Origin of the sequence: Niastella caeni, from assembly GCF_004834005.1 — a bacterium.
Taxonomy (GTDB): Bacteria; Bacteroidota; Bacteroidia; order Chitinophagales; family Chitinophagaceae; genus Niastella; species Niastella caeni.
Genome location: NZ_STFF01000011.1, coordinates 161,447 through 179,526 on the forward strand (window position 1 = coordinate 161,447; position 18,080 = coordinate 179,526).

Annotated in this window: 23 protein-coding genes and 1 tRNA gene; 20 read left to right on the forward strand and 4 right to left on the reverse strand. The window is 40.7% G+C overall.

Going from position 1 to position 18,080, the window contains the following annotated elements; translation table 11 throughout:
• Positions 1-29 precede the first annotated feature (29 nt).
• Positions 30-863, reverse strand: a complete 834-nt coding sequence (locus FAM09_RS27400) for a hypothetical protein (RefSeq protein WP_208025665.1) — start codon at positions 861-863, stop codon at positions 30-32.
• A gap of 205 nt (positions 864-1,068) precedes the next feature.
• Between FAM09_RS27400 and FAM09_RS27405 the strand changes: the two genes are divergently transcribed.
• The 7 genes from FAM09_RS27405 (at position 1,069) to FAM09_RS27435 (ending at position 6,169) form a co-directional block, all read left to right on the forward strand.
• Positions 1,069-1,353: a hypothetical protein gene (locus FAM09_RS27405; RefSeq protein ID WP_136580364.1), complete on the forward strand. Its 285-nt coding sequence runs from the start codon at positions 1,069-1,071 to the stop codon at positions 1,351-1,353.
• Positions 1,354-1,392: 39 nt separating this feature from the next.
• A complete protein-coding gene (locus FAM09_RS27410; RefSeq protein WP_136580365.1) occupies positions 1,393-1,644 on the forward strand; it encodes an RNA recognition motif domain-containing protein in 252 nt (83 codons plus the stop codon).
• A gap of 260 nt (positions 1,645-1,904) precedes the next feature.
• A complete protein-coding gene (locus FAM09_RS27415) occupies positions 1,905-3,155 on the forward strand; it encodes a DEAD/DEAH box helicase (protein ID WP_136580366.1) in 1,251 nt (416 codons plus the stop codon).
• A 26-nt stretch (positions 3,156-3,181) separates the two neighbouring features.
• The gene (locus tag FAM09_RS27420; protein ID WP_136580367.1) at positions 3,182-3,433 is read left to right on the forward strand and encodes a short-chain dehydrogenase; all 252 of its coding nucleotides are present in this window, start codon (positions 3,182-3,184) and stop codon (positions 3,431-3,433) included.
• A 112-nt stretch (positions 3,434-3,545) separates the two neighbouring features.
• On the forward strand, positions 3,546-4,619 hold the full coding sequence (locus tag FAM09_RS27425) for a 3-oxoacyl-ACP synthase III family protein (RefSeq protein WP_136580368.1): 1,074 nt from the start codon (positions 3,546-3,548) through the stop codon (positions 4,617-4,619).
• 187 nt (positions 4,620-4,806) lie between these two features.
• Positions 4,807-5,094, forward strand: a complete 288-nt coding sequence (locus tag FAM09_RS27430; protein WP_136580369.1) for an RNA recognition motif domain-containing protein — start codon at positions 4,807-4,809, stop codon at positions 5,092-5,094.
• Between the two features lie 142 nt (positions 5,095-5,236).
• A complete protein-coding gene (locus FAM09_RS27435) occupies positions 5,237-6,169 on the forward strand; it encodes a hypothetical protein (protein WP_136580370.1) in 933 nt (310 codons plus the stop codon).
• 173 nt (positions 6,170-6,342) lie between these two features.
• Here the strand turns inward: FAM09_RS27435 and FAM09_RS27440 are convergent, their stop codons facing one another.
• Positions 6,343-6,819 carry an LEA type 2 family protein gene (locus FAM09_RS27440; RefSeq protein WP_136580371.1) on the reverse strand — a complete coding sequence of 159 codons (477 nt, stop codon included), beginning with the start codon at positions 6,817-6,819 and terminating at the stop codon, positions 6,343-6,345.
• 423 nt (positions 6,820-7,242) lie between these two features.
• Here FAM09_RS27440 and FAM09_RS27445 point away from each other — a divergent pair, with 423 nt between their 5' ends.
• The 3 genes from FAM09_RS27445 to FAM09_RS27455 all read left to right on the forward strand — a co-directional run bounded on the left by FAM09_RS27445 (position 7,243) and on the right by FAM09_RS27455 (position 8,944).
• Positions 7,243-7,641 carry a hypothetical protein gene (locus FAM09_RS27445; protein WP_208025666.1) on the forward strand — a complete coding sequence of 133 codons (399 nt, stop codon included), beginning with the start codon at positions 7,243-7,245 and terminating at the stop codon, positions 7,639-7,641.
• Between the two features lie 12 nt (positions 7,642-7,653).
• Positions 7,654-8,535 carry a hypothetical protein gene (locus FAM09_RS27450; protein ID WP_136580373.1) on the forward strand — a complete coding sequence of 294 codons (882 nt, stop codon included), beginning with the start codon at positions 7,654-7,656 and terminating at the stop codon, positions 8,533-8,535.
• A 127-nt stretch (positions 8,536-8,662) separates the two neighbouring features.
• The gene (locus tag FAM09_RS27455) at positions 8,663-8,944 is read left to right on the forward strand and encodes a hypothetical protein (protein WP_136580374.1); all 282 of its coding nucleotides are present in this window, start codon (positions 8,663-8,665) and stop codon (positions 8,942-8,944) included.
• Between the two features lie 61 nt (positions 8,945-9,005).
• Here FAM09_RS27455 and FAM09_RS27460 read toward each other — a convergent pair whose 3' ends face one another.
• Entirely contained in the window at positions 9,006-10,340 is a 1,335-nt protein-coding gene (locus FAM09_RS27460) for a hypothetical protein (RefSeq protein ID WP_136580375.1), read from the reverse strand.
• 94 nt (positions 10,341-10,434) lie between these two features.
• On the opposite strand from FAM09_RS27460, the gene FAM09_RS27465 reads away from it, so the two are divergent.
• The 4 genes from FAM09_RS27465 to FAM09_RS27480 all read left to right on the forward strand — a co-directional run bounded on the left by FAM09_RS27465 (position 10,435) and on the right by FAM09_RS27480 (position 13,835).
• A complete protein-coding gene (locus FAM09_RS27465; RefSeq protein ID WP_136580376.1) occupies positions 10,435-11,250 on the forward strand; it encodes a helix-turn-helix domain-containing protein in 816 nt (271 codons plus the stop codon).
• Between the two features lie 61 nt (positions 11,251-11,311).
• Positions 11,312-12,004 carry a hypothetical protein gene (locus tag FAM09_RS27470; RefSeq protein ID WP_136580377.1) on the forward strand — a complete coding sequence of 231 codons (693 nt, stop codon included), beginning with the start codon at positions 11,312-11,314 and terminating at the stop codon, positions 12,002-12,004.
• 63 nt (positions 12,005-12,067) lie between these two features.
• Entirely contained in the window at positions 12,068-12,988 is a 921-nt protein-coding gene (locus FAM09_RS27475; RefSeq protein WP_136580378.1) for a DUF6929 family protein, read from the forward strand.
• 160 nt (positions 12,989-13,148) lie between these two features.
• A complete protein-coding gene (locus FAM09_RS27480; RefSeq protein ID WP_136580379.1) occupies positions 13,149-13,835 on the forward strand; it encodes a carbonic anhydrase in 687 nt (228 codons plus the stop codon).
• Here FAM09_RS27480 and FAM09_RS27485 read toward each other — a convergent pair.
• A complete protein-coding gene (locus FAM09_RS27485; RefSeq protein ID WP_136580380.1) occupies positions 13,781-14,023 on the reverse strand; it encodes a hypothetical protein in 243 nt (80 codons plus the stop codon). The genes FAM09_RS27480 and FAM09_RS27485 overlap by 55 nt on opposite strands.
• A 212-nt stretch (positions 14,024-14,235) precedes the next feature.
• Between FAM09_RS27485 and FAM09_RS27490 the strand changes: the two genes are divergently transcribed.
• The 6 genes from FAM09_RS27490 (at position 14,236) to FAM09_RS27515 (ending at position 18,022) form a co-directional block, all read left to right on the forward strand.
• A tRNA-Pro gene (locus FAM09_RS27490) sits at positions 14,236-14,309 on the forward strand.
• Positions 14,310-14,565: 256 nt separating this feature from the next.
• Complete coding sequence (locus FAM09_RS27495) at positions 14,566-15,828, forward strand: site-specific integrase (RefSeq protein ID WP_136580381.1); 1,263 nt, start codon at positions 14,566-14,568, stop codon at positions 15,826-15,828.
• Positions 15,829-15,906: 78 nt separating this feature from the next.
• The gene (locus FAM09_RS27500; RefSeq protein ID WP_136580382.1) at positions 15,907-16,449 is read left to right on the forward strand and encodes a hypothetical protein; all 543 of its coding nucleotides are present in this window, start codon (positions 15,907-15,909) and stop codon (positions 16,447-16,449) included.
• Positions 16,450-16,803: 354 nt separating this feature from the next.
• Positions 16,804-17,130 carry a hypothetical protein gene (locus FAM09_RS27510; protein WP_136580384.1) on the forward strand — a complete coding sequence of 109 codons (327 nt, stop codon included), beginning with the start codon at positions 16,804-16,806 and terminating at the stop codon, positions 17,128-17,130.
• Between the two features lie 154 nt (positions 17,131-17,284).
• The gene (locus tag FAM09_RS31630; protein ID WP_394347841.1) at positions 17,285-17,518 is read left to right on the forward strand and encodes a DUF6922 domain-containing protein; all 234 of its coding nucleotides are present in this window, start codon (positions 17,285-17,287) and stop codon (positions 17,516-17,518) included.
• 162 nt (positions 17,519-17,680) lie between these two features.
• Entirely contained in the window at positions 17,681-18,022 is a 342-nt protein-coding gene (locus FAM09_RS27515; protein WP_136580385.1) for a helix-turn-helix domain-containing protein, read from the forward strand.
• Positions 18,023-18,080 lie beyond the last annotated feature (58 nt).

Below are 18,080 nucleotides of genomic sequence, written 5' to 3' on the forward strand. Positions count from 1 at the left end.
GTGCTTAACCTGCCCGGGCAGTTGTTTTGTCACCATCCGGCTACCAATAAATTCCTTGCGGCCTTTTCGCCACATTTCTGATACCGGGCATAGGCCCTGGCAGCGTTGCTTCTGATACTTTCAACCGGTTCATTTTTAATATAACTGGTCAATGCATCATGCAGGGTATAAGCTTCGGGGCACATTAAACCTGTAGTCCATACCAATGGGTTTGCTTTAGTGGGTGCTAACAGGGGCGTGAAGTACTTTTTACTTTTACAGGCTAATATAATGGCATCGCGTGTAAGGCTATCTGTATTTTGAAAACGCTGGTTCAGGCTGAAATCCATAAGCCCATCGTGGCCTATATAGGCAATTAGTTTTCCGTTGCCATTGATGCCTACTGTATGACCGTTGATTTGCAGCGTATCTTTCACCTGCCCGGCACAGCTTTTAAAAAAATCAATGGTACATTCCTTAATATACCTTCCGTCATAGGCATCCGCTACCAGGTAATACTTCTTCCATTTGTGCTTAAACACCAATCGCTCCAGCCGTACATAGTCTGTCTTGTATTTTTTTATAAACACCCATTCCTTACTGTTTTTAAAATATGTGCTAATGCCTGCACTGCATCCCCAGTATAAATTACTGTTGGGGTCCTGGCCGTTTCCGATGCCGGCAGGAACAGGCACTATGCCCTGGTATTTATTATCGCATAATGCTACAAATACATGAACAGTTTTTACCGATGTATCGTACCGGCTGGTCTGGAACGCTGAAAGCGATTGTGATTGTATCGTGCCTGTATTGATGGGGGAAGGCTGGTATTGACAGCCCATGAATAACTGGCCTAATAAAGAAAAAAGCATTAGTCGGTTCAAGCAATGGTATTTTAATATCGTTAAGATTCAAAACGGCCTGAATTCCATAAAGGTGTAACACAAATTGGTTATAGCACGCTTAAAAGTAATTCGGCAATTGTACCCAAAAAAGCGTATCTTCAGGCAAATAGTAGTTGAAAGGCGTACCTGGTTTGCCACATCCCATAATCTTCCTTCCTTCTGCTTCTATCTTAAAAGGTATCACATGTTATTCTTAAAAGAACATCTTAAAGGCAATGAGTATAACTGGAAAAATAATGCCATTCATTCTTTTTATGCCACTGAACCAGACCGTCGCCTCTTTGATCGTTTAAACGGCAACCAGATGCTATTCATTATTAACTACTTTGGTAAGTCATTAGGAAGATTGACGTTGCGGGATGGCCAAAAAATTGAAGATCTTATTTTAACTCAAATGCCTGAAAATACAAAAAGTGAATTGTCGGTCTTTAACTGGTTGCGTGGGGTCTATTTGTATTACGGTAATTAATAAAACCTGAATTATTTTAGTCATCAAAACCCTGTTTCCATGAATATCCAGGTTTACAATCTAAGTAGAAATACCAGTGATGCCGATCTAAGGAAATTGTTTTCGCCATATGGAGTTGTTGATTCTGCAGAAGTAATGCGCGATAAATTGAACGGCCGTTCAAAAGGGAACGGCATTATAGATATGCCGGTTGAACGCGATGCAAGGCAGGCCATTGTGGCCCTTGATCAAACGCTTATGGACGGTAAAAAGATCTCTGTAAGCGAGTTACGATTACCCCCCAATTGGTAGCCGCCAGGAGAAGGGTTGTGTTTAAATTACATAAAAGTGATGCCGCCACGGCGTAGTTAACTCATACTAAATGAGCGAATTAGCCCGATAATTGAATGTTTTTCAATAATAACTATAAAAAAACCGTACCTTCGCGTAACTTATTTCCTCCCTGCACTATCTTGATTTCTGCTTTTCAACATTTGTGAAGGTAAGATCGTAAGCTTGGTATGTGTCTTTCATTGGCCGCTTACCATCATTATTAATTTAAATTTCAATCATTGTCATTCGAAAAGTTAAAGGTTATTGAGCCCATATTAAAAGCGCTTAAAAACGAAGGTTATACACAACCTACTCCCATTCAGGAACAATCTATTCCGGTTATACTTCAACGAAAAGACCTTTTTGGCTGTGCCCAAACCGGCACAGGTAAAACGGCTGCTTTTGCTATTCCTGTTCTTCAATTATTACACGAGCAGCAACAACCTGTAAAACAAAAGCCGGCTATTAAAGCGTTGGTACTAACGCCTACCCGCGAACTGGCTATTCAGATCCAGGAAAGTTTTGAAGCTTATGGAAAATTTACCGGGTTAAACCAGGTAGTTATATTTGGTGGGGTATCGCAGGTGGCGCAGGTAAATGCATTGCGAAGAGGGGTGGATATTTTAGTGGCCACACCCGGTCGCCTGCTCGACCTCATCAATCAGCGTATTGTAAATCTCAGCGACATCCGGTTATTGGTACTGGATGAAGCAGACCGCATGCTGGACATGGGATTTGTGCACGATGTACAAAAGATCATCGCCAGGGTTCCTAAGCAAAGGCAAACGCTCTTCTTTTCCGCTACCATGGCGCCTGCCATCCGCAAGCTGGCAGACACATTATTGATCAACCCGGTTAAAGTTGAAGTAACACCAGTTTCCACAACTGCTGAAACCGTAAGACAAACCGTTTGTTATGTGGAGAAAAGAAACAAGCCATCGTTGTTATTGCACCTGTTGACCAACAAGGATATTCATATGGCGTTGGTTTTCACCCGTACCAAACATGGGGCTGATAAGGTTGCCAAAGGCCTGAATAATGCAGGCGTGGCGGCAGAAGCTATACATGGGAACAAATCTCAACAGGCACGGCAAAGAGCCCTGAACCTGTTCAGGTCAAAGCAAATAAAGGTACTGGTGGCCACAGACATTGCAGCCAGGGGTATAGATATAGATGAGCTTTCGCATGTTATAAATTATGAATTGCCCAATGTTCCGGAAACCTATGTGCACCGCATTGGCCGTACCGGCCGGGCAGGCGCCCGCGGCATTGCGCTTTCATTCTGTGATAGTGAGGAAAGAGTATACCTGCGTGATATTCAAAAGCTCATTACCAGTACAATACCAGTAGATAATGAGCATCCTTATCAGGATGCTATAGGCAATAATAAAATCGGTCAATCTTTCAAAACGCCGGTTACCCCTAAAACTTCCAACCATTTTTCAAGGGGTAATAAGCCACGAAGAAGATACCATAAATCAGTTCAATAATTGTCTTAAATTATAAATGTTTATTTATGACAAACGCGCAGATAGAAAAATTCCTGGAAAATAATTACCTTGATAAAGCTCCTGTTAAGGTTAGCTTTAAAACAAGGAAGCCCCTGGTAGGCATTTTTATTAAAACAGCCGATTATGGTGAACTGAAGTCAAAGAACTTCTGGCGGATCGTTGGCGAAGTGAATATCGAGAGCTACAAAAAGTCGAAAGATATGAACCTGGCAAGGATGTTCAACGGATCTGAGATCACCAAATTATCTGCTCCCTGATCAGTAGTTATTAGTCCGTATAATATCAGCAATTGATTACCCGCTATTGCGTTGATCCGGATGGTAATGCATCTGTCAATGGCAATGAGTGCTTAAACCTGCTTGTCATTTTATGTTACGTTCTATCATTACCGGTACAGGATGTTATATTCCACCTGTTATTAAAAAAAACAGCGACTTTATTACCTGGAGTTTTTATGGGGTAAATAACCAGCCGCTCAATCTTCCCTCGCAGGAAATTGTAAAGAAGTTCGAGCAAATTACCGGCATAGAAGAGCGCCGCTATGTTCCTGACAATACCAATACGTCTGATATTGCTGCCCTGGCCGCGAAACTGGCTATTGAAGATAGCGGTATCGATGCGGAAACAATTGACCAGATCATTGTGGCCCATAACTATGGAGACGTAAAAAAAGGCAGGGTGCAATCCGACACAGTGCCTTCTTTGGCATCGAGGGTAAAACATTTGCTGGGGATCAGTAATCCGTATTGCGTACCATATGACATCCTGTTTGGTTGTCCCGGATGGTTACAGGGATTGATACAGGCGGATGTTTTTTTTAAAGCCGGCAGCGCAAAAACCTGCCTGGTCATTGGCGCCGAAACGTTGTCGAGAGTGCTCGATGAATACGACAGGGACAGTATGATCTTTTCAGATGGCGCCGGAGCCTGCCTTGTTGAGTATAAGGAAACAGGTAATGTGCAGGCAGGTATATTAGGTACCAGTACGAGGTCCGATTGCCTGCAGGAAGCTTATTTTATAGATTTTGGCGAATCCTTTCAGCCCGCATCAAATTCGGGTACGCGTTATATTAAAATGAAGGGAAGAAAAGTGTATGAGTATGCGGTACGCCATGTGCCAGAAGCCATGAAAGGATGCCTTGAAAAAAGTGGCATCGCCATTGGGGAGTTGAAGAAAATATTTATTCATCAGGCCAACGAAAAAATGGATGAAGCTATAGTCAATGCTTTTTATGATCTGTATGGCATGCAGGCGCCGGAAAACATAATGCCAATGAGCATACACTGGCTGGGAAACAGTTCTGTAGCCACCATTCCAACATTATATGACCTGGTGCGTAAGAGAAAAATAGAGGACCAGCAGTTACATTCAGGAGATGTGGTTTTATTTGCATCTGTTGGCGCCGGTATGAATATAAATGCAGTTTGTTACCGGTGCGAATGATGACAGATCAGCAATAAACATTTATAATTGGCAGTATCCTTTTTAAGGGTTATCTTTATTTACGACAATTGAGTTTTACAGCTTAAAGTAATTGAAACGATATTTTGCTTTATCATTCTTCTGTAAACTTTCGCTTTTTCTACTTTTTGTGAATGCTCAGTTTATTTAACATTTTAATTTTACAGTAATGAACTTGTACGTTTCAAATTTAGGTTTTCATGTTAATGAAAATGACCTAACGAATTTATTTTCGGCTTATGGTAATGTTACCTCAGCCAAAATAATCACCGACAGAGAGACCGGCAAATCACGTGGTTTCGCTTTTGTTGAAATGCAATCTGAAGATGAAGGTAAGAAAGCCATCGCGGGTTTGAATGGTAAGGATATTGAAGGCAGAAGTATTTCTGTTTCAGTTGCAAGGCCAAAGACCGACAGAGGTAATTCGTTTTCGGGCGGCCGTGGTAACAGATGGTAATCATTTAACAATGTTATCTCTTGAATAATTAATAAGTAATAGGTTTATTCGAGCTAAAAAAGCCTCCAGATCATTAGATTTGGAGGCTTTTTGTTTCTAGTAGAATTGAAGGATTTTTACACCAGGACCAATTAAAATAAACATGCCGGGCAAAATTGGAAGAATAATAGAACAACGCACGGGGACCGAAGACCTGATCGGGCTACTGGTTGAAAAATTATCGGGAGCTGACCTTAATTCTTTGTTGCTTGAAGTTTTTTCGCGCAGGGCACAACAGCTAACTGCACCCGAACTGTTGAAACTGTATGAGAAGAACCGCTTTGTACAACCGGCGGAAACGGATTTCATTCACCTGTTAGAAAGATCGCTGCAAACGCTGCAATGTTTAACCCGTCATGGCTTTGTAGCCAGGCAAGTGTCGCCGCTTTCTCCATTGGGCGCAAGTTCTGTAGTAGCAACGGTTCACCAGGATAAGGTCGTATCGGCGCTCAGGAACTGCGAGGTGTTGTCAGATGCAACGAATGCCCTTGCGCTGCATATCGCCAGTGAGAAAAAGCGCCATCCCAATAATGTGCATATACAATACTGCACGGTGCAACGGCATGTGCGGGCGCAGCTTTTCAATATAAAAGGATTTTCACCACACTTCACGATCGGTTGCATGGTATCTGCCGGCGTTGATACCGGCAACTATAACTTTGAAAAGAAAGCGATAAGTGAACATTTTATAGGGCTTAACGACGTGCTGACCTCCGTATTCAAAACCGGCCAGGTCAGGTTTAAGTTACAGAAAAGGGAAGGGTACCATGCATCCTTTATACCAGCCATCTTAACTTACCTTCATACAAATTTGCCGCAGCTGGAGGTAACGCAGGATGAAACGCCCGGAACGAATAATTACTACAAGGGGCTTCAGTTCAAAGCCATCATAACGTTGCAGCAGCGCGAGTTTGAGATTGCAGATGGCGGACTGGTTGATTGGACACAACAATTGCTCAACAATAAAAAGGAGCGTTTCTTCATTGCAGGGTTCGGACTTGAACTGCTGAATAAACTGGAAGAAGGGCTGCTGTAGATAATGAGTAAGGCCCTGCAAAAATGCAAGGCCGACCTGTTTATTAAACGTCCCTATTTGAAATTTTTTGATTTATTTTACCGTATCGTATTTAATACGGCTCAAACTTAGGGTACAATACAACCAACCAGGTTCAATTGTATGTGAACGACTGGGTTTTGTATGTGAACACATTACCTGGAAACCAGCACCCTTAATTTGTCGAGGTCCTGTTTCTGCTCATACCTGATGGGAATTTCTTTCGAGAGCCCCGATTTCCTTACAAATGCCCGGCCCTCGATGCGAACCAATGCTTCTTTCTTTTTATAGATCTCTGTGTGGTTTTTAATGGCTCCCAGGTTGTCAATTTTAATGGTAACCGGCAGCATGAACTCCGCATTCTTCTTTACCTGAATTTCCTGGTCCAGTACAAAGCTGCCGAAATAAGCATTATCAACATACACATCGCCTCTCGCCGCCGACAACTTTATGCCGAAATTGTTTGGATTATAATAGATCATGTTGGCCCCCACCGTTGTTTTTAGCACCCCTGTTTCAATGAACCGTACGTTGCCAATGTCACGGAACTCCGGCTCTCTTACCTCGCCAGTGCTTTTACATGCGGAGAAGATCAAAACAAAAGCTGAAAGTAGTGTTAAAGTGAATTTCATAATTACTGGTTTAGATAGCTGTAATAAAAGAAGATTTGTAATTGGAAGGGAAACTATCAGGCCAGTTTAAGTTAACAGTTTATAAAAACAGTTTTTTAACAAATCTGGTAGAGCACCGCAAACAAGACATAACCCTGGAAGAAATGATCCATTTGTTGCATGTAATGCGCCAAAAAAGAAACCGATAGCGGTTTTGTGTACCGGATTAATTTGGATATAAATATAGTAATGAATGCAGCTATGCAATTTGAGTAAACCCGTATCTTGCATTGCTGATTCCCGATATAAAATAGCATTAAGAATAAATTTAACATGAAGCGCCTGACTTTATTCCTGTCCTTAATCTTTTTATCCTTCTTTGTATTTAGCCAAAAAAATGAATCGGCCGACCGTAAAGACATTAAGAAACTTTTGTCGACGTTTATGAATTGCTTGATTAAAAAGGACAGCGTGACTTTTTATAACCTTTTTCATAACGAACCCATAGTATGGGTTGGGGTTTTTAAAGATAAAACCCAGCAAGACCGGTTAAAGAAAGATAGTACCAGGAAGAATTATTTCGCAAGTTCCTATAAAAGCTTTTATCGCAGTATTTCCGATATGGGCGCTGATGAAGAAAAGTTTTACAACATAGATATTAACGAAGATGGAAATATTGCGGCCGTAACTTTTGATTATAGCTTTTGGGAAAGCAGGAAAAAAATTAACTGGGGTAAAGAAAGCTGGGGGCTTGTAAAAATTAATGGACAATGGAAAATTACAAGCGTCATCTTCTCCCTTGAATTTGAAAGTATCAATCCTGAACCTAATAAGAAGAAATAAAGCACTGAACTGGTGAATTCGGAACGGATAAAGAACCGCATTGGCATAGCAGCGTACGAACTGGGCAAAAGTCCGGTTGTTCATTTTGCCGATCAACTGGCAATGGCCAATGAGTTGGCTGAAGGGGTGCAGTCACCTAACGATTTTGAAATACTCCATCATCATTTATATAATCATAGCCATCCCCATATGCGGAGGCTTGGTAGTCTGGCTTTGCTGAACCTTCCTTACAGCTTATACCAGCAGGCGGCCAAATGGGCGGAAAAAGATCTGCAAGACGAATTCAAATGGGTACAGTATGATGCTGTACGCTTTTTTTATGTAAACGCTACCCTTGACGAACAGATTGTACAACGCATAGGGGAGATGCAAACGCAGGACAGCGACCTGCTCAAGGCTATTCAACAGGTACAAAACGCCTCCCGGGAAATTAAAAATTCCTACCAGGCAACTTTAACTGCCAGGAGCCATTTCAATTTGCAATTCAGCATTCCTGAAAACTGGGTTGTAAAAGAGAGTAATGAAACGACTGTTGTTTATTCATCACCTGATTTTGAAAGCCTGCAATTGTCAAAAAACAAATGCCTGTCAACCTTGAAGGTCCAGTTTATACCTGGTCTCACCCCGGAAGAAATAAAAGAAATGATTGAGCTGAATATGGAGCTGATGGAAGATACGAATGAGGTATTGGCCGGCTATGAAACAGGAAAGAAAGATAGAAGAATATTATTTACCCGTAAGCCTGCAGCAAATTTCCCTGATTTTATTATCCGCGAATTTATCGATTGTGGATCGGCCCTTGCTGTTGTTAGTGTGCTGTCTCCTTTGGCACACATAGAATTTGCCCTGTCAAGGAATACGTCTACTTTAAATTCTTTTACGTTTTGCCCTTAGAATTATTCGTTTAGATATCCGGTTTATTTATATGTTATGTCTATGTTATAAAATTATCTATTTTGCCAGTAATTGAATCCGACCTATTATAAAGAAAACAAATATTCAAAAAATCTAATGATCTAGTATGGAAAAACCTTCTACTACATTTCATGTCGAACCCCAAAAGGTATACGACAAACAAAGCAACATGTTAACCTGGTATGTTACGGAAAGCGGTATAGTTAACGTATGGTTGCAACATGGCGCTTCTGAAAGCTACAAGCTAACTGATATAAATGGGCGTATAATTAATCAGGGAGATTTAAAAGATGGACGGGTTATGTTCACTGAGCTGGAACGGAGCATATATACGATACACGTAAATACCGCCAAAGGAACCATAAGAAAGGAAATAGATATTCAATAGTATACGGCAACTAAAAAAAATCCCCGCTGGTAAAAGCAGCGGGGATTTTTTTTGATCATAGCTATTCCCACCATAAAACAGGCGGTTGGCTTTGGTCGCCGGTGTTTTTAAATGGTTTGTTGGCGGGTGGTGGTGTCATATCAGCAGGCAGGTTGCTAACCTGCAACGGAAGGATCAGGTTGTTGAGCTCCTGTGCGGTGCTGTAAGAAATGGTTTTAGTTTGAGCAATACCTGCATTGCTGTAACAACCATCGTAAATATATTGAGCTGCAGTTAAGTTACCGGTAAAGAACAAAGAATAAAATTTACTTTTTACGGTTGCCTGCTTTATATACGCATAGCTGTTAAATACCGTATCACTGGTAGCGCCATTCACATGCGTAGGGGCAACGCCGATAAGCCCGCCGCCTGAATTACAAACAACGGAATAATTGCTGTAGCACATATTCACATAAGAAGAATCCAGGCTTCCGGATAACCCGCCTGTTATATGTACAGACTCGAGGGTGCCGGTAAATGAGCTGCCGATCAGTCTGCCTCTGATCGTTTCGCCGGCAAGGCCTCCTACCAGTGACCAGTCGCCACCTTTTATGGTACCCTTAACAGAACAATTAAGGATGGTGCCATAGTTAAAAGCGGCAATTCCCCCGCAATAGCCATCGTTCGGTGTATTGATGCCAGTGGCAGATAATTCCAGCTTTACATTTTTTACGGTCACGTTCTTACCAATGAAAGAAAACAAACCCAGAAAATCGCTCATGCCACCAGTACGGGGAGGCACAACGATCGTCAGGTTGGTGATTTTAAATCCCCGGCCGTCGTAATTGGCTTTTAATTCATAAGCAACGGGCGCCTTTGTTAAAACAGTATCAGGAAAAGCAATATCCTGTGCCTGTATATAGGTGTCAGAAAGGGTAGAACCGGTAAAATCGGTGATGGACAAGATATCTTTGTAAGTACGAATTATAAACTCTTCTTTTTTCGTAGTACTTGTAATGGTGGTATTTTCAGTATTGTTGAAACGGACATTAATAGTCAGCGTTCCATCTTTGTAACGGATCAGGAGTTGGGCGAAAATAGTAGCCTTGCCCGAAGCATCTGTTGTTCCGGTACCTTTGATGGTAGTGTCGGCTGCAGTTTTCATTCCGTTACTGCCGGTAATTTCATATGAAAAACTTAAATTGGGTGCGGCGCCCTGGATGGAAGCAGCAGTTTTCGATGGGTTCATAAACAAAGAAAACAGATCAGCAGCGCCATATTGCGGCGAACTAAAAGCAACTGCCGGTTGATAGGTTGTGATAGGCGGGTTGGTATTGTTGTTGTCTGTGGAATCGCCTTTTTTACAAGAATAAGTAGCAAATAATAATGCCAGTAAACATAGGGGAAAAACTCTCATATATGATTCGGTTTAATTTGTGGGTCGCAAGGTAAATAAACTATTTATTTCGTGCAATGTTTACTGTTTCATATTGTAATTTTAATAAATTATTATGGTAACACTCGAAACTTACATACCAGCAAGCCTATCCCAAATTGTAAAATCATTTTGGTGTATCAAAGTGGCAGGTTTAACAGATGAGAGTTATACCGAGAATATTTTACCGGATGGCCATCATGAAATTATTTTTCATCTTGCCGTGGATAACGCCAAACGAGGCAATAGCACTACCGGCTGGATAAAAGAACCTGACTCTTTTTTTGCAGGGCAAACGCTTACTAGTTATTCCCTCGAATTAAAAAACAATTCCGTTTTATACGGCATCAGGTTCTATCCGCATACGTTGAGCTTTTTATTCGATTTTCCCGCCGACATCATAACCAATAACATCCTGCCACTACAGGAAATAAGTGCGGCAAAAGAGTTACGACATTGTATTTCGGAAGATGCGCAGGACACATTTACAAATTTTGAAAAGGCATTACTACAGCAATACAAAAGAACTGACCTGTCTGCCAACAAATTCCAATACATCAACTATTCCGTAGGACAAATACTTAAAAACAAAGGGGATATTATCATTGACCCGTTAATAAAATCAACAGGCGTTTCTCCAAGGTATTTCGATACCATTTTCAAGCAAGCCGTAGGTATAAACCCAAAGCCTTTTTGTAATATTATTAAGCTGAATCATTTCATCAGTTACCGGAAAAATCATCCGCACAGGAACCTGACGGAATGCTGTTATGAAGCTAACTTTTTCGATCAGTCGCACCTGATAAAGTTATTTCAGAAAGTGGCCAATCAATCGCCCAGAAAGTATTTCAACGATTCCAACCACATAAATAATTATTTCTCGGAATTGTAGCAAGTTCATTTTTTTACAATTTTCCTTTGTCTGGTGAAAGTAGTTTTGCAAAAACGAACAGATGAAGTTAATTGTAGTCATGCTGCTATTTATTTCGGGTGAAGTAATAGCGCAGCATCATGTAGCCCATTTTTCATACTGGAAACCCAGGGCAGGGGAGGCGCAGCGTTTTGAAAACGGGTATAAGCAACATCTCAAATGGCATAAAGACAATGGTGACAAATGGAGTTGGTATGGCTGGTATATTATATCCGGACCAAGGTATGGTTTGTTTGTTGACGCTACTTTCAATCATGCGTGGAGCGACTTTGATAATCCGGTGAAGCCTGCTGAAGATGGAGCTGACAATAATTTACACACGCATCCTTTTGGAATTTTTGAAGGTGGCTATAAAATGATCCAGCTTCCCAGCCTTAGTATCGGCGACAGCAATGGCTTGCGATCAAAATATCTTCGTTTTGTAACGATAAACGTAACTGATCCGGAAGCCGGTAAGAAAGTGATAGAAAGGTGGAAGACCAGTTATCAACCCGGTGGTGTAAAAACCTTATTAACGTTCAAAATGGTTGATGGCGGTAGCCTGAACCAGTTGCTGGTAATAATAGGTTTAAACTCCTTTCAGGAATTCAGCAAGGTGGAAAACCTGCAGGAAGAATTATCAGCAATAGAAACAGCGCTTAAAATAAAAACCATCACTTCAATAACTGCTGAGACGCTTATTTACAGGGCAGATATGAGTTGGCTGCAGGAGTAAAAAATTCCCCGCTGACAAAAGCAGCAGGGATTTTAATTACATTAGTGGCCAAATTTCAACAAGTTGAAACCTGTAATAGAATTATTAAGATCATCCCTGTTGGCAGATTTTCCTTCTGGATCTTCCATAAATTATTACCAGGATAAGTTGTACCTCGTTGGTGATGACGCGAACAATCTGCTTATACTGGATACCAATTACAAAAGGATAGATACCATTCGTCTTTTTGATTATCCCGTAAAGCGAATACCCAAAAACCAGAAAGCCGACCTGGAAACGTCTACGTTCATTACACTGAAAGGCGTAACCTATTTGTTGGTGTTAGGTTCTGCTTCATTGGAGAACAGGAAAAAAGTTATCTCCATCCCTATTATCAATTCAGTACCGGATATCAATCAATCATTATTGTGTGACCTTTATTCCAATGCATTCTTCAAACAATTACGATCAATGGGAATTGAAGAGGTTAATATAGAAGGTGCAACCGTGATCGGCGATCAGCTTGTTTTAAGTAACCGGGGAAATATTTCGAAACCGCATAATCATCTTATAATTACCAAAGCAGATTCTTTGTCAACCCTGGGGGAGATGTCCTTTTCTACGGCCCGGCTTGTTTTGCCTGTTAACACAAAGCATTTTGCCGGCGTATCTGAATTGTGTTACGTGGAAGCAAAAAATATGTTATTGCTTACTTTATCCAGTGAAGCTACTACGAATGCTTACGATGATGGCGCCATTGGCGATAGTTATGTTGGGTGCATATATAATATTGCTGAAAAAATTCACCAGCCCGAATTGAAGCTGGATGAAATGCATAGCCTTCCGCCCATAAATAAGGAGTTTCAAAATGAAAAGATCGAAGGCATCTGCGTGGAATCGGTCAATGGAAATGAACTGCTCTGTCATCTCATTTCAGATAATGATCGAGGTGAAAGTAAATTGTTCAAAATTAAGTATATAGCTGACGGCGCCGGCCGTAAATAACGTAGGGTTTTCTCTTTTTTTGTTACATAATACCCCGCTGATTTTCGTTACTCATTCGTTAACGCAAGGCCAACAGGTGGCCTTTTTTTATTGCCCGGGCTATCTTTACACCGTTAATCCTTCTGGCAACTTAAACGATCCTTCACTTAAAACGGAATACATGAAAAAACTATTCCTGGCAGCAATGGCTATACAAATTGCAGCCGCATCCTTTGCCCAATCGCAGGCATCAAAAGATGTTGCATATGCTAAAATGAAAGTAAGCAATACCCCTGGCAGCAGTATTTACAACGATCTTATGTTAGGTAATAAAAGGTTTGCCAGGAACCACCCGCTGCATCCACATCAGGACACGCTGTATATGCACAAACTATCCTCAACCCAGCATCCTAAAGCAATTGTTCTTACCTGTTCCGATTCACGGGTGTCGCCCGAAATAGTATTTGATCAGGGCCTGGGCGATCTGTTTGTTATTCGTAACGCCGGCAATGTGGTAGACAATGATGTATTGGGCAGCATTGAATATGCCATTGAACACCTGGGTGTAACCACCATCATTGTGCTGGGGCATGAAAGCTGCGGAGCGGTTACTGCCACTGTCAATCACCTGAATACCAACAACCATATTATGGACCTTGAAAAGTCAATAACGCCCGCTTATCGCCTGGCGGAAAATAAACCAGGCAATAAGGTCCATAATACGGTGGTGCAAAATGTAGAACTTTCTATTGAAGAGATCAGGAACGACAAGAGCCTTTTACCGGCAACGCTTCATTTAAGCGATATCAGCATTTACGGAGCTGTGTACGATCTGGCAACAGGAGTAGTTACGCCTGTTAGCCATTGAGGTAATCCGTTATGCTGTTGCAGGAAGGTGTTGCGTTTGGCGTAATTCTCCAGGTCGTTGTAATATTTATAACCGTATTGAGAAAGCTGGTCGGGTGTTGTATTCAGTTCCTGCCGGGTGCGTCGATGTTTATATTGTTTGTGGTTTGTGGTTTGTAGTTTGTGGTTTGTAGTTTGTGGTTCCTTCAACTCCGCTTAGTATTGCCTGGGAATAGCGGCGTTGCCTGTGGGCCTCAAAAATGCGGGAGAAAGGTGGCAATGCAAACAAAAATTTCGTCATTTTATAATCCATTTTTCAGGAAATCAATTTTTTAAGCTAGATTTGCACCCCCAAAGGCAGACCTATTGGTTTTAAAACCCCATTCAAAACCAGTAAGTTCTGTTGGAAGATGAAAAATTTTCGGGTGGTGGCGCAGCCCGGTAGCGCACTTGTATGGGGTGCAAGGGGTCGCTGGTTCGAATCCAGTCCACCCGACATAAAGGATGACAGAAAATCCCAAAGGCTTATAAAACGCATGTTTTATAAGCCTTTTTTCATTTTTTGATATCAATTTGATGCAAAACATAACAACTGTCATGTGAACTATCCGGTGAACAACCTTCTAAAATTAAATTTATGTTCACCTGTTCACCGGATGGCGGCGAAATGCAGACAGGTAGCGGATTGTATTCATTGTTGTGTTCGCAAACTCTGGTGGAGGAACTATTCATAAAACAAAAAATCATGTTGTATGACCAGTTCAGGAACATTTGGAGTTCACTTCGTATTACGCTCGAACAGACAGCAAGATGGTAAATCTGCAGTTTACGCACGAATCACCGTTAACGGCAGCCGTTGCGAATTAGCCTTGAAAGAATACCTCTCCCCTGCTGATTGGAATGTCGGCAAAGGAATGGCTGCGCCTAAAAACAAATCACTAAAACAATTCAACAGTTATTTAGAAGAAGTTCGCGGAAAATTAGCCCGGCATTACCGGGAGCTTCAAATGAAAGGTGAACGATTGACCGCTGCCGCCGTCAAAGATGCCTATGGTGGTATTATAAAAGAGAAAAAGGTTGATCGTTCCCTGCTGTGGGTAGTCAGCCAGCATAACACCATGATGGAACAGGTGCTGAAGAAAGGCAGCATGAAGAACTATTTAACCACTGAAAGGTATCTAAAGCTTTTTCTTTCGAAGCAGTTAAAAACGGCCGATATACTCCTGAAAGATCTAGCCTATGAATTTATTACCAACTTTGAATTTTTCATCCGTACGCAACCGATGAAAGAATCCGATCCCTGTACCAATAATGGCACCATGAAGCATTTGGAGCGGTTAAAGAAAATTGTGAACTGGGCTGTAAAAAATGAATGGATAGATAAAAATCCCTTTACCGCCTTTCAGTTAAAATTCAAACGGAAAGAGCGAGATTTCTTGACAGAACTGGAATTGGCAGCAATCGAAACGCAAGACCTGGAAAACGCCATACTTCAAAAAGTGCGGGACTTATTTGTATTTAGTTGTTATACCGGCCTTGCCTATGTTGATCTGATGGCGCTGCAACCGGCCAATATAATCAGTTCTGTGGATGGAATGAAATGGATCAAAACATCCCGCACAAAATCAGACATTGGCGTAAATGTACCGCTTTTAACCCCTGCCCTGACGGTGCTGGAAAAATACAGTCATTGCTCAGAACCATCACAACATGAAATGCTATTCCCTCGGGTAACTAACCAGGAAATGAACCGCAGCCTGAAAGTAATAGGCGAGATCTGCGGAATCCGGAAGAATCTTTCTTTTCACTTAGCACGCCACACTTTTGCTACTACCGTTACATTAATGAACGGAGTACCGATTGAAACTATCAGCAAGATGTTGGGGCATACGAAGCTAAGTACCACGATGATCTATGCCAGGGTAACCAATTTAAAGATTGGGATGGATATGGGGTTGTTGCAGAATAAGCTGGGTGATGCGGGGAGGAATAATCTTAAAGATTTAAAGGAATAGTACCAGTAAACGATTTTATTTACTTTTGAAGCCACATAGTGATGAGTGGCTTTTTTATGGCTTGATTAATTATTTATCATGATTGCCAAGTTTCAGGTGGAGTTTGTTCATACTACAAAAAAAGAAGTGCATGTCTTTTGTAAATATCTTACAACGGATATAAATTACCATATATCCGAGAATTCATATTTAGGCGAATTTCCGGTAAGGTGGTTGCATCCGCCACGAGCTACTGACAAGGATGGGAATCTCAGATATGATCTTTGCATGTTTGCTTTAAAAAATGTAGATGATAAAGAAAAAATCAAAGTGAACAATATTCATGAACTTTGGGACGATTATGTGGATGTGATAGCTTCTTTCAACCTTGTTTCTCTGGGAAAGATGATTGCCTTTTTGAAATGTTATCCGGGGAAATATGAAGAAGAGTATATTTTGGAAGACAGTTCCAAAAAACAATGGACTTTAAAAAAATACCTGTTTGTTACTGGAAGTGTCGAAACCTACGAAAAAACAAAAAAGGAAGAAAGTGAGAATATCTTTCAGTATTTGATTCAGCCGGTTGGGCATGAAGAAAAGCCGGAAATTGGTGCCAGGCTTAAGATTTATAGAAAACAATAGGCTTGGTTTCTTTTGGCAGCAAAGCTTAAATTAATGAAACATGAAAATTCTTTGGTGTTGGCGATGTAGAATGGATGTTCCAATGTTAGAGGGTGATGAAGCTAAAAAGGCTTATGAATTACTTAGCGAAGGATTTAGCAACCCTGATGGGGGGAGCTCATTCAAAAGCAGATTCAAGGCATTAATAGACTATTATAAAGAAATAACCGGTGTAGAGGAATCGCATCCAAATGTAATAATGCATCATATTGTGGAGACATATGGTCCACCTTGTGAGAAATGTGGCAAGCCCTATAGAACGTCTAAGGCTAGTTTTTGCGCTGGATGTGGGAATAAGCGAAAACTGTAATCGATATGAACGTAAGCCATGAATTTATTGAGGGTTTAATTAATGAGCTAATTTCTATACTTGCCAGCGTTAAAGAAAAAATTACTGATGGTTCAGATTTAATCTGGACGTCTTATGAAACTCCTGTTGAATTGCGTAATGAGATAGACAGATGTATATACCATTTACAACAAAACCATAAACAAATTCTTGAAGAAATAAATTTTCATTTTGCCCCTACAGGCACTTTTCAGGAACATTCAATGGCGAATGGATGGACGGGAAAATACCACGCAATGGCGGAGCGATTTGATAAGTTATATGAATTGTTGAATAATATAGCTAATGCCTAATGGAAACAATTGAAAAGCCTCCTATTTATTGATTGTCGCTCCGAAATATTTAAAATCTTATGGGAATTATAAAACATAATGAAGGCAATTCAGAAAGCCAAAAGCCAAATCTTCCAAGATTTCTTTTCTGGGATTGGGACCATGATGCCATTGATTGGCAAAAGGCTATCGAAGTGTCATTACCAGGGTTCTTGAACGAGGTAATCATGAAGAATGGAAAGAGCTTATAAGGTTTTATGGAGAAGATACGATTCTTAATGCATTGAAGACAGAAATTAAATATCTCCCGGATTATATCATAGGTAAAGTGAGCGACCATTTTCGCCTTGAATATGGTGAAATGGCATGCTACCCACATAAGCAGTCAAGAAAAGGACATTGGATCTGATTATAACCATGTTCCAATAATATGTTTCGGAACTTTATCTGCTAGTGGAACTCTCCTATCGTTTCAATAAAAATCTTACAAAATAATATTCCGAGGCTCGACTTCGACTCCCATATCTTCACTTCAATTCAACGGAAGTTTGTACTACTAAACAAATTTCATATGGACAGTGTTGGGGATATAGGAAAACCAAGATTTGTCACACTTGATCAATTGGTTACCATTTCTGACTTACAGGCTTTCAAAAAGGAGTTACTTCTTTCAATAAAAAATATTTTATCTGATGCAAATAAGCAGCCCGTCAAGAAATGGTTGAAATCAAATGAAGTAAAAAAGATAATGAATATTTCCACTGGCACACTTCAGAATTTAAGGGCAAATGGCACCCTGCCTTATACCAAAGTCGGAGGAATTATTTATTACAAATTGGAAGACATTGAAAAGGTCATGGAGTCGCAGAAAAGAATTCCCGGAAAAAATTTAAGATTAAATATTGGCAATTAAAAATCAGAATATGTATTATATATGCAAGTTCTCAGAATCATGGACTCTTTATGACAGT

Excerpts from the sequence above, each read along its gene's own strand:
- FAM09_RS27440 (WP_136580371.1), bottom strand. The coding sequence starts at position 6,819 with ATGAAATTCACTTTAACACTACTTTCAGCTTTTGTTTTGATCTTCTCC.
- FAM09_RS27470 (WP_136580377.1), top strand. The coding sequence starts at position 11,312 with ATGAAGTTAATTGTAGTCATGCTGCTATTTATTTCGGGTGAAGTAATA.
- FAM09_RS27405 (WP_136580364.1), top strand. The coding sequence starts at position 1,069 with ATGTTATTCTTAAAAGAACATCTTAAAGGCAATGAGTATAACTGGAAA.
- FAM09_RS27515 (WP_136580385.1), top strand. The coding sequence starts at position 17,681 with ATGGACAGTGTTGGGGATATAGGAAAACCAAGATTTGTCACACTTGAT.
- FAM09_RS27510 (WP_136580384.1), top strand. The coding sequence starts at position 16,804 with ATGAACGTAAGCCATGAATTTATTGAGGGTTTAATTAATGAGCTAATT.
- FAM09_RS27465 (WP_136580376.1), top strand. The coding sequence starts at position 10,435 with ATGGTAACACTCGAAACTTACATACCAGCAAGCCTATCCCAAATTGTA.
- FAM09_RS27435 (WP_136580370.1), top strand. The coding sequence starts at position 5,237 with ATGCCGGGCAAAATTGGAAGAATAATAGAACAACGCACGGGGACCGAA.
- FAM09_RS27460 (WP_136580375.1), bottom strand. The coding sequence starts at position 10,340 with ATGAGAGTTTTTCCCCTATGTTTACTGGCATTATTATTTGCTACTTAT.
- FAM09_RS27480 (WP_136580379.1), top strand. The coding sequence starts at position 13,149 with ATGAAAAAACTATTCCTGGCAGCAATGGCTATACAAATTGCAGCCGCA.
- FAM09_RS27425 (WP_136580368.1), top strand. The coding sequence starts at position 3,546 with ATGTTACGTTCTATCATTACCGGTACAGGATGTTATATTCCACCTGTT.
- FAM09_RS27455 (WP_136580374.1), top strand. The coding sequence starts at position 8,663 with ATGGAAAAACCTTCTACTACATTTCATGTCGAACCCCAAAAGGTATAC.
- FAM09_RS27430 (WP_136580369.1), top strand. The coding sequence starts at position 4,807 with ATGAACTTGTACGTTTCAAATTTAGGTTTTCATGTTAATGAAAATGAC.
- FAM09_RS27495 (WP_136580381.1), top strand. The coding sequence starts at position 14,566 with ATGACCAGTTCAGGAACATTTGGAGTTCACTTCGTATTACGCTCGAAC.
- FAM09_RS27410 (WP_136580365.1), top strand. The coding sequence starts at position 1,393 with ATGAATATCCAGGTTTACAATCTAAGTAGAAATACCAGTGATGCCGAT.
- FAM09_RS27420 (WP_136580367.1), top strand. The coding sequence starts at position 3,182 with ATGACAAACGCGCAGATAGAAAAATTCCTGGAAAATAATTACCTTGAT.
- FAM09_RS27500 (WP_136580382.1), top strand. The coding sequence starts at position 15,907 with ATGATTGCCAAGTTTCAGGTGGAGTTTGTTCATACTACAAAAAAAGAA.
- FAM09_RS27445 (WP_208025666.1), top strand. The coding sequence starts at position 7,243 with ATGAATTGCTTGATTAAAAAGGACAGCGTGACTTTTTATAACCTTTTT.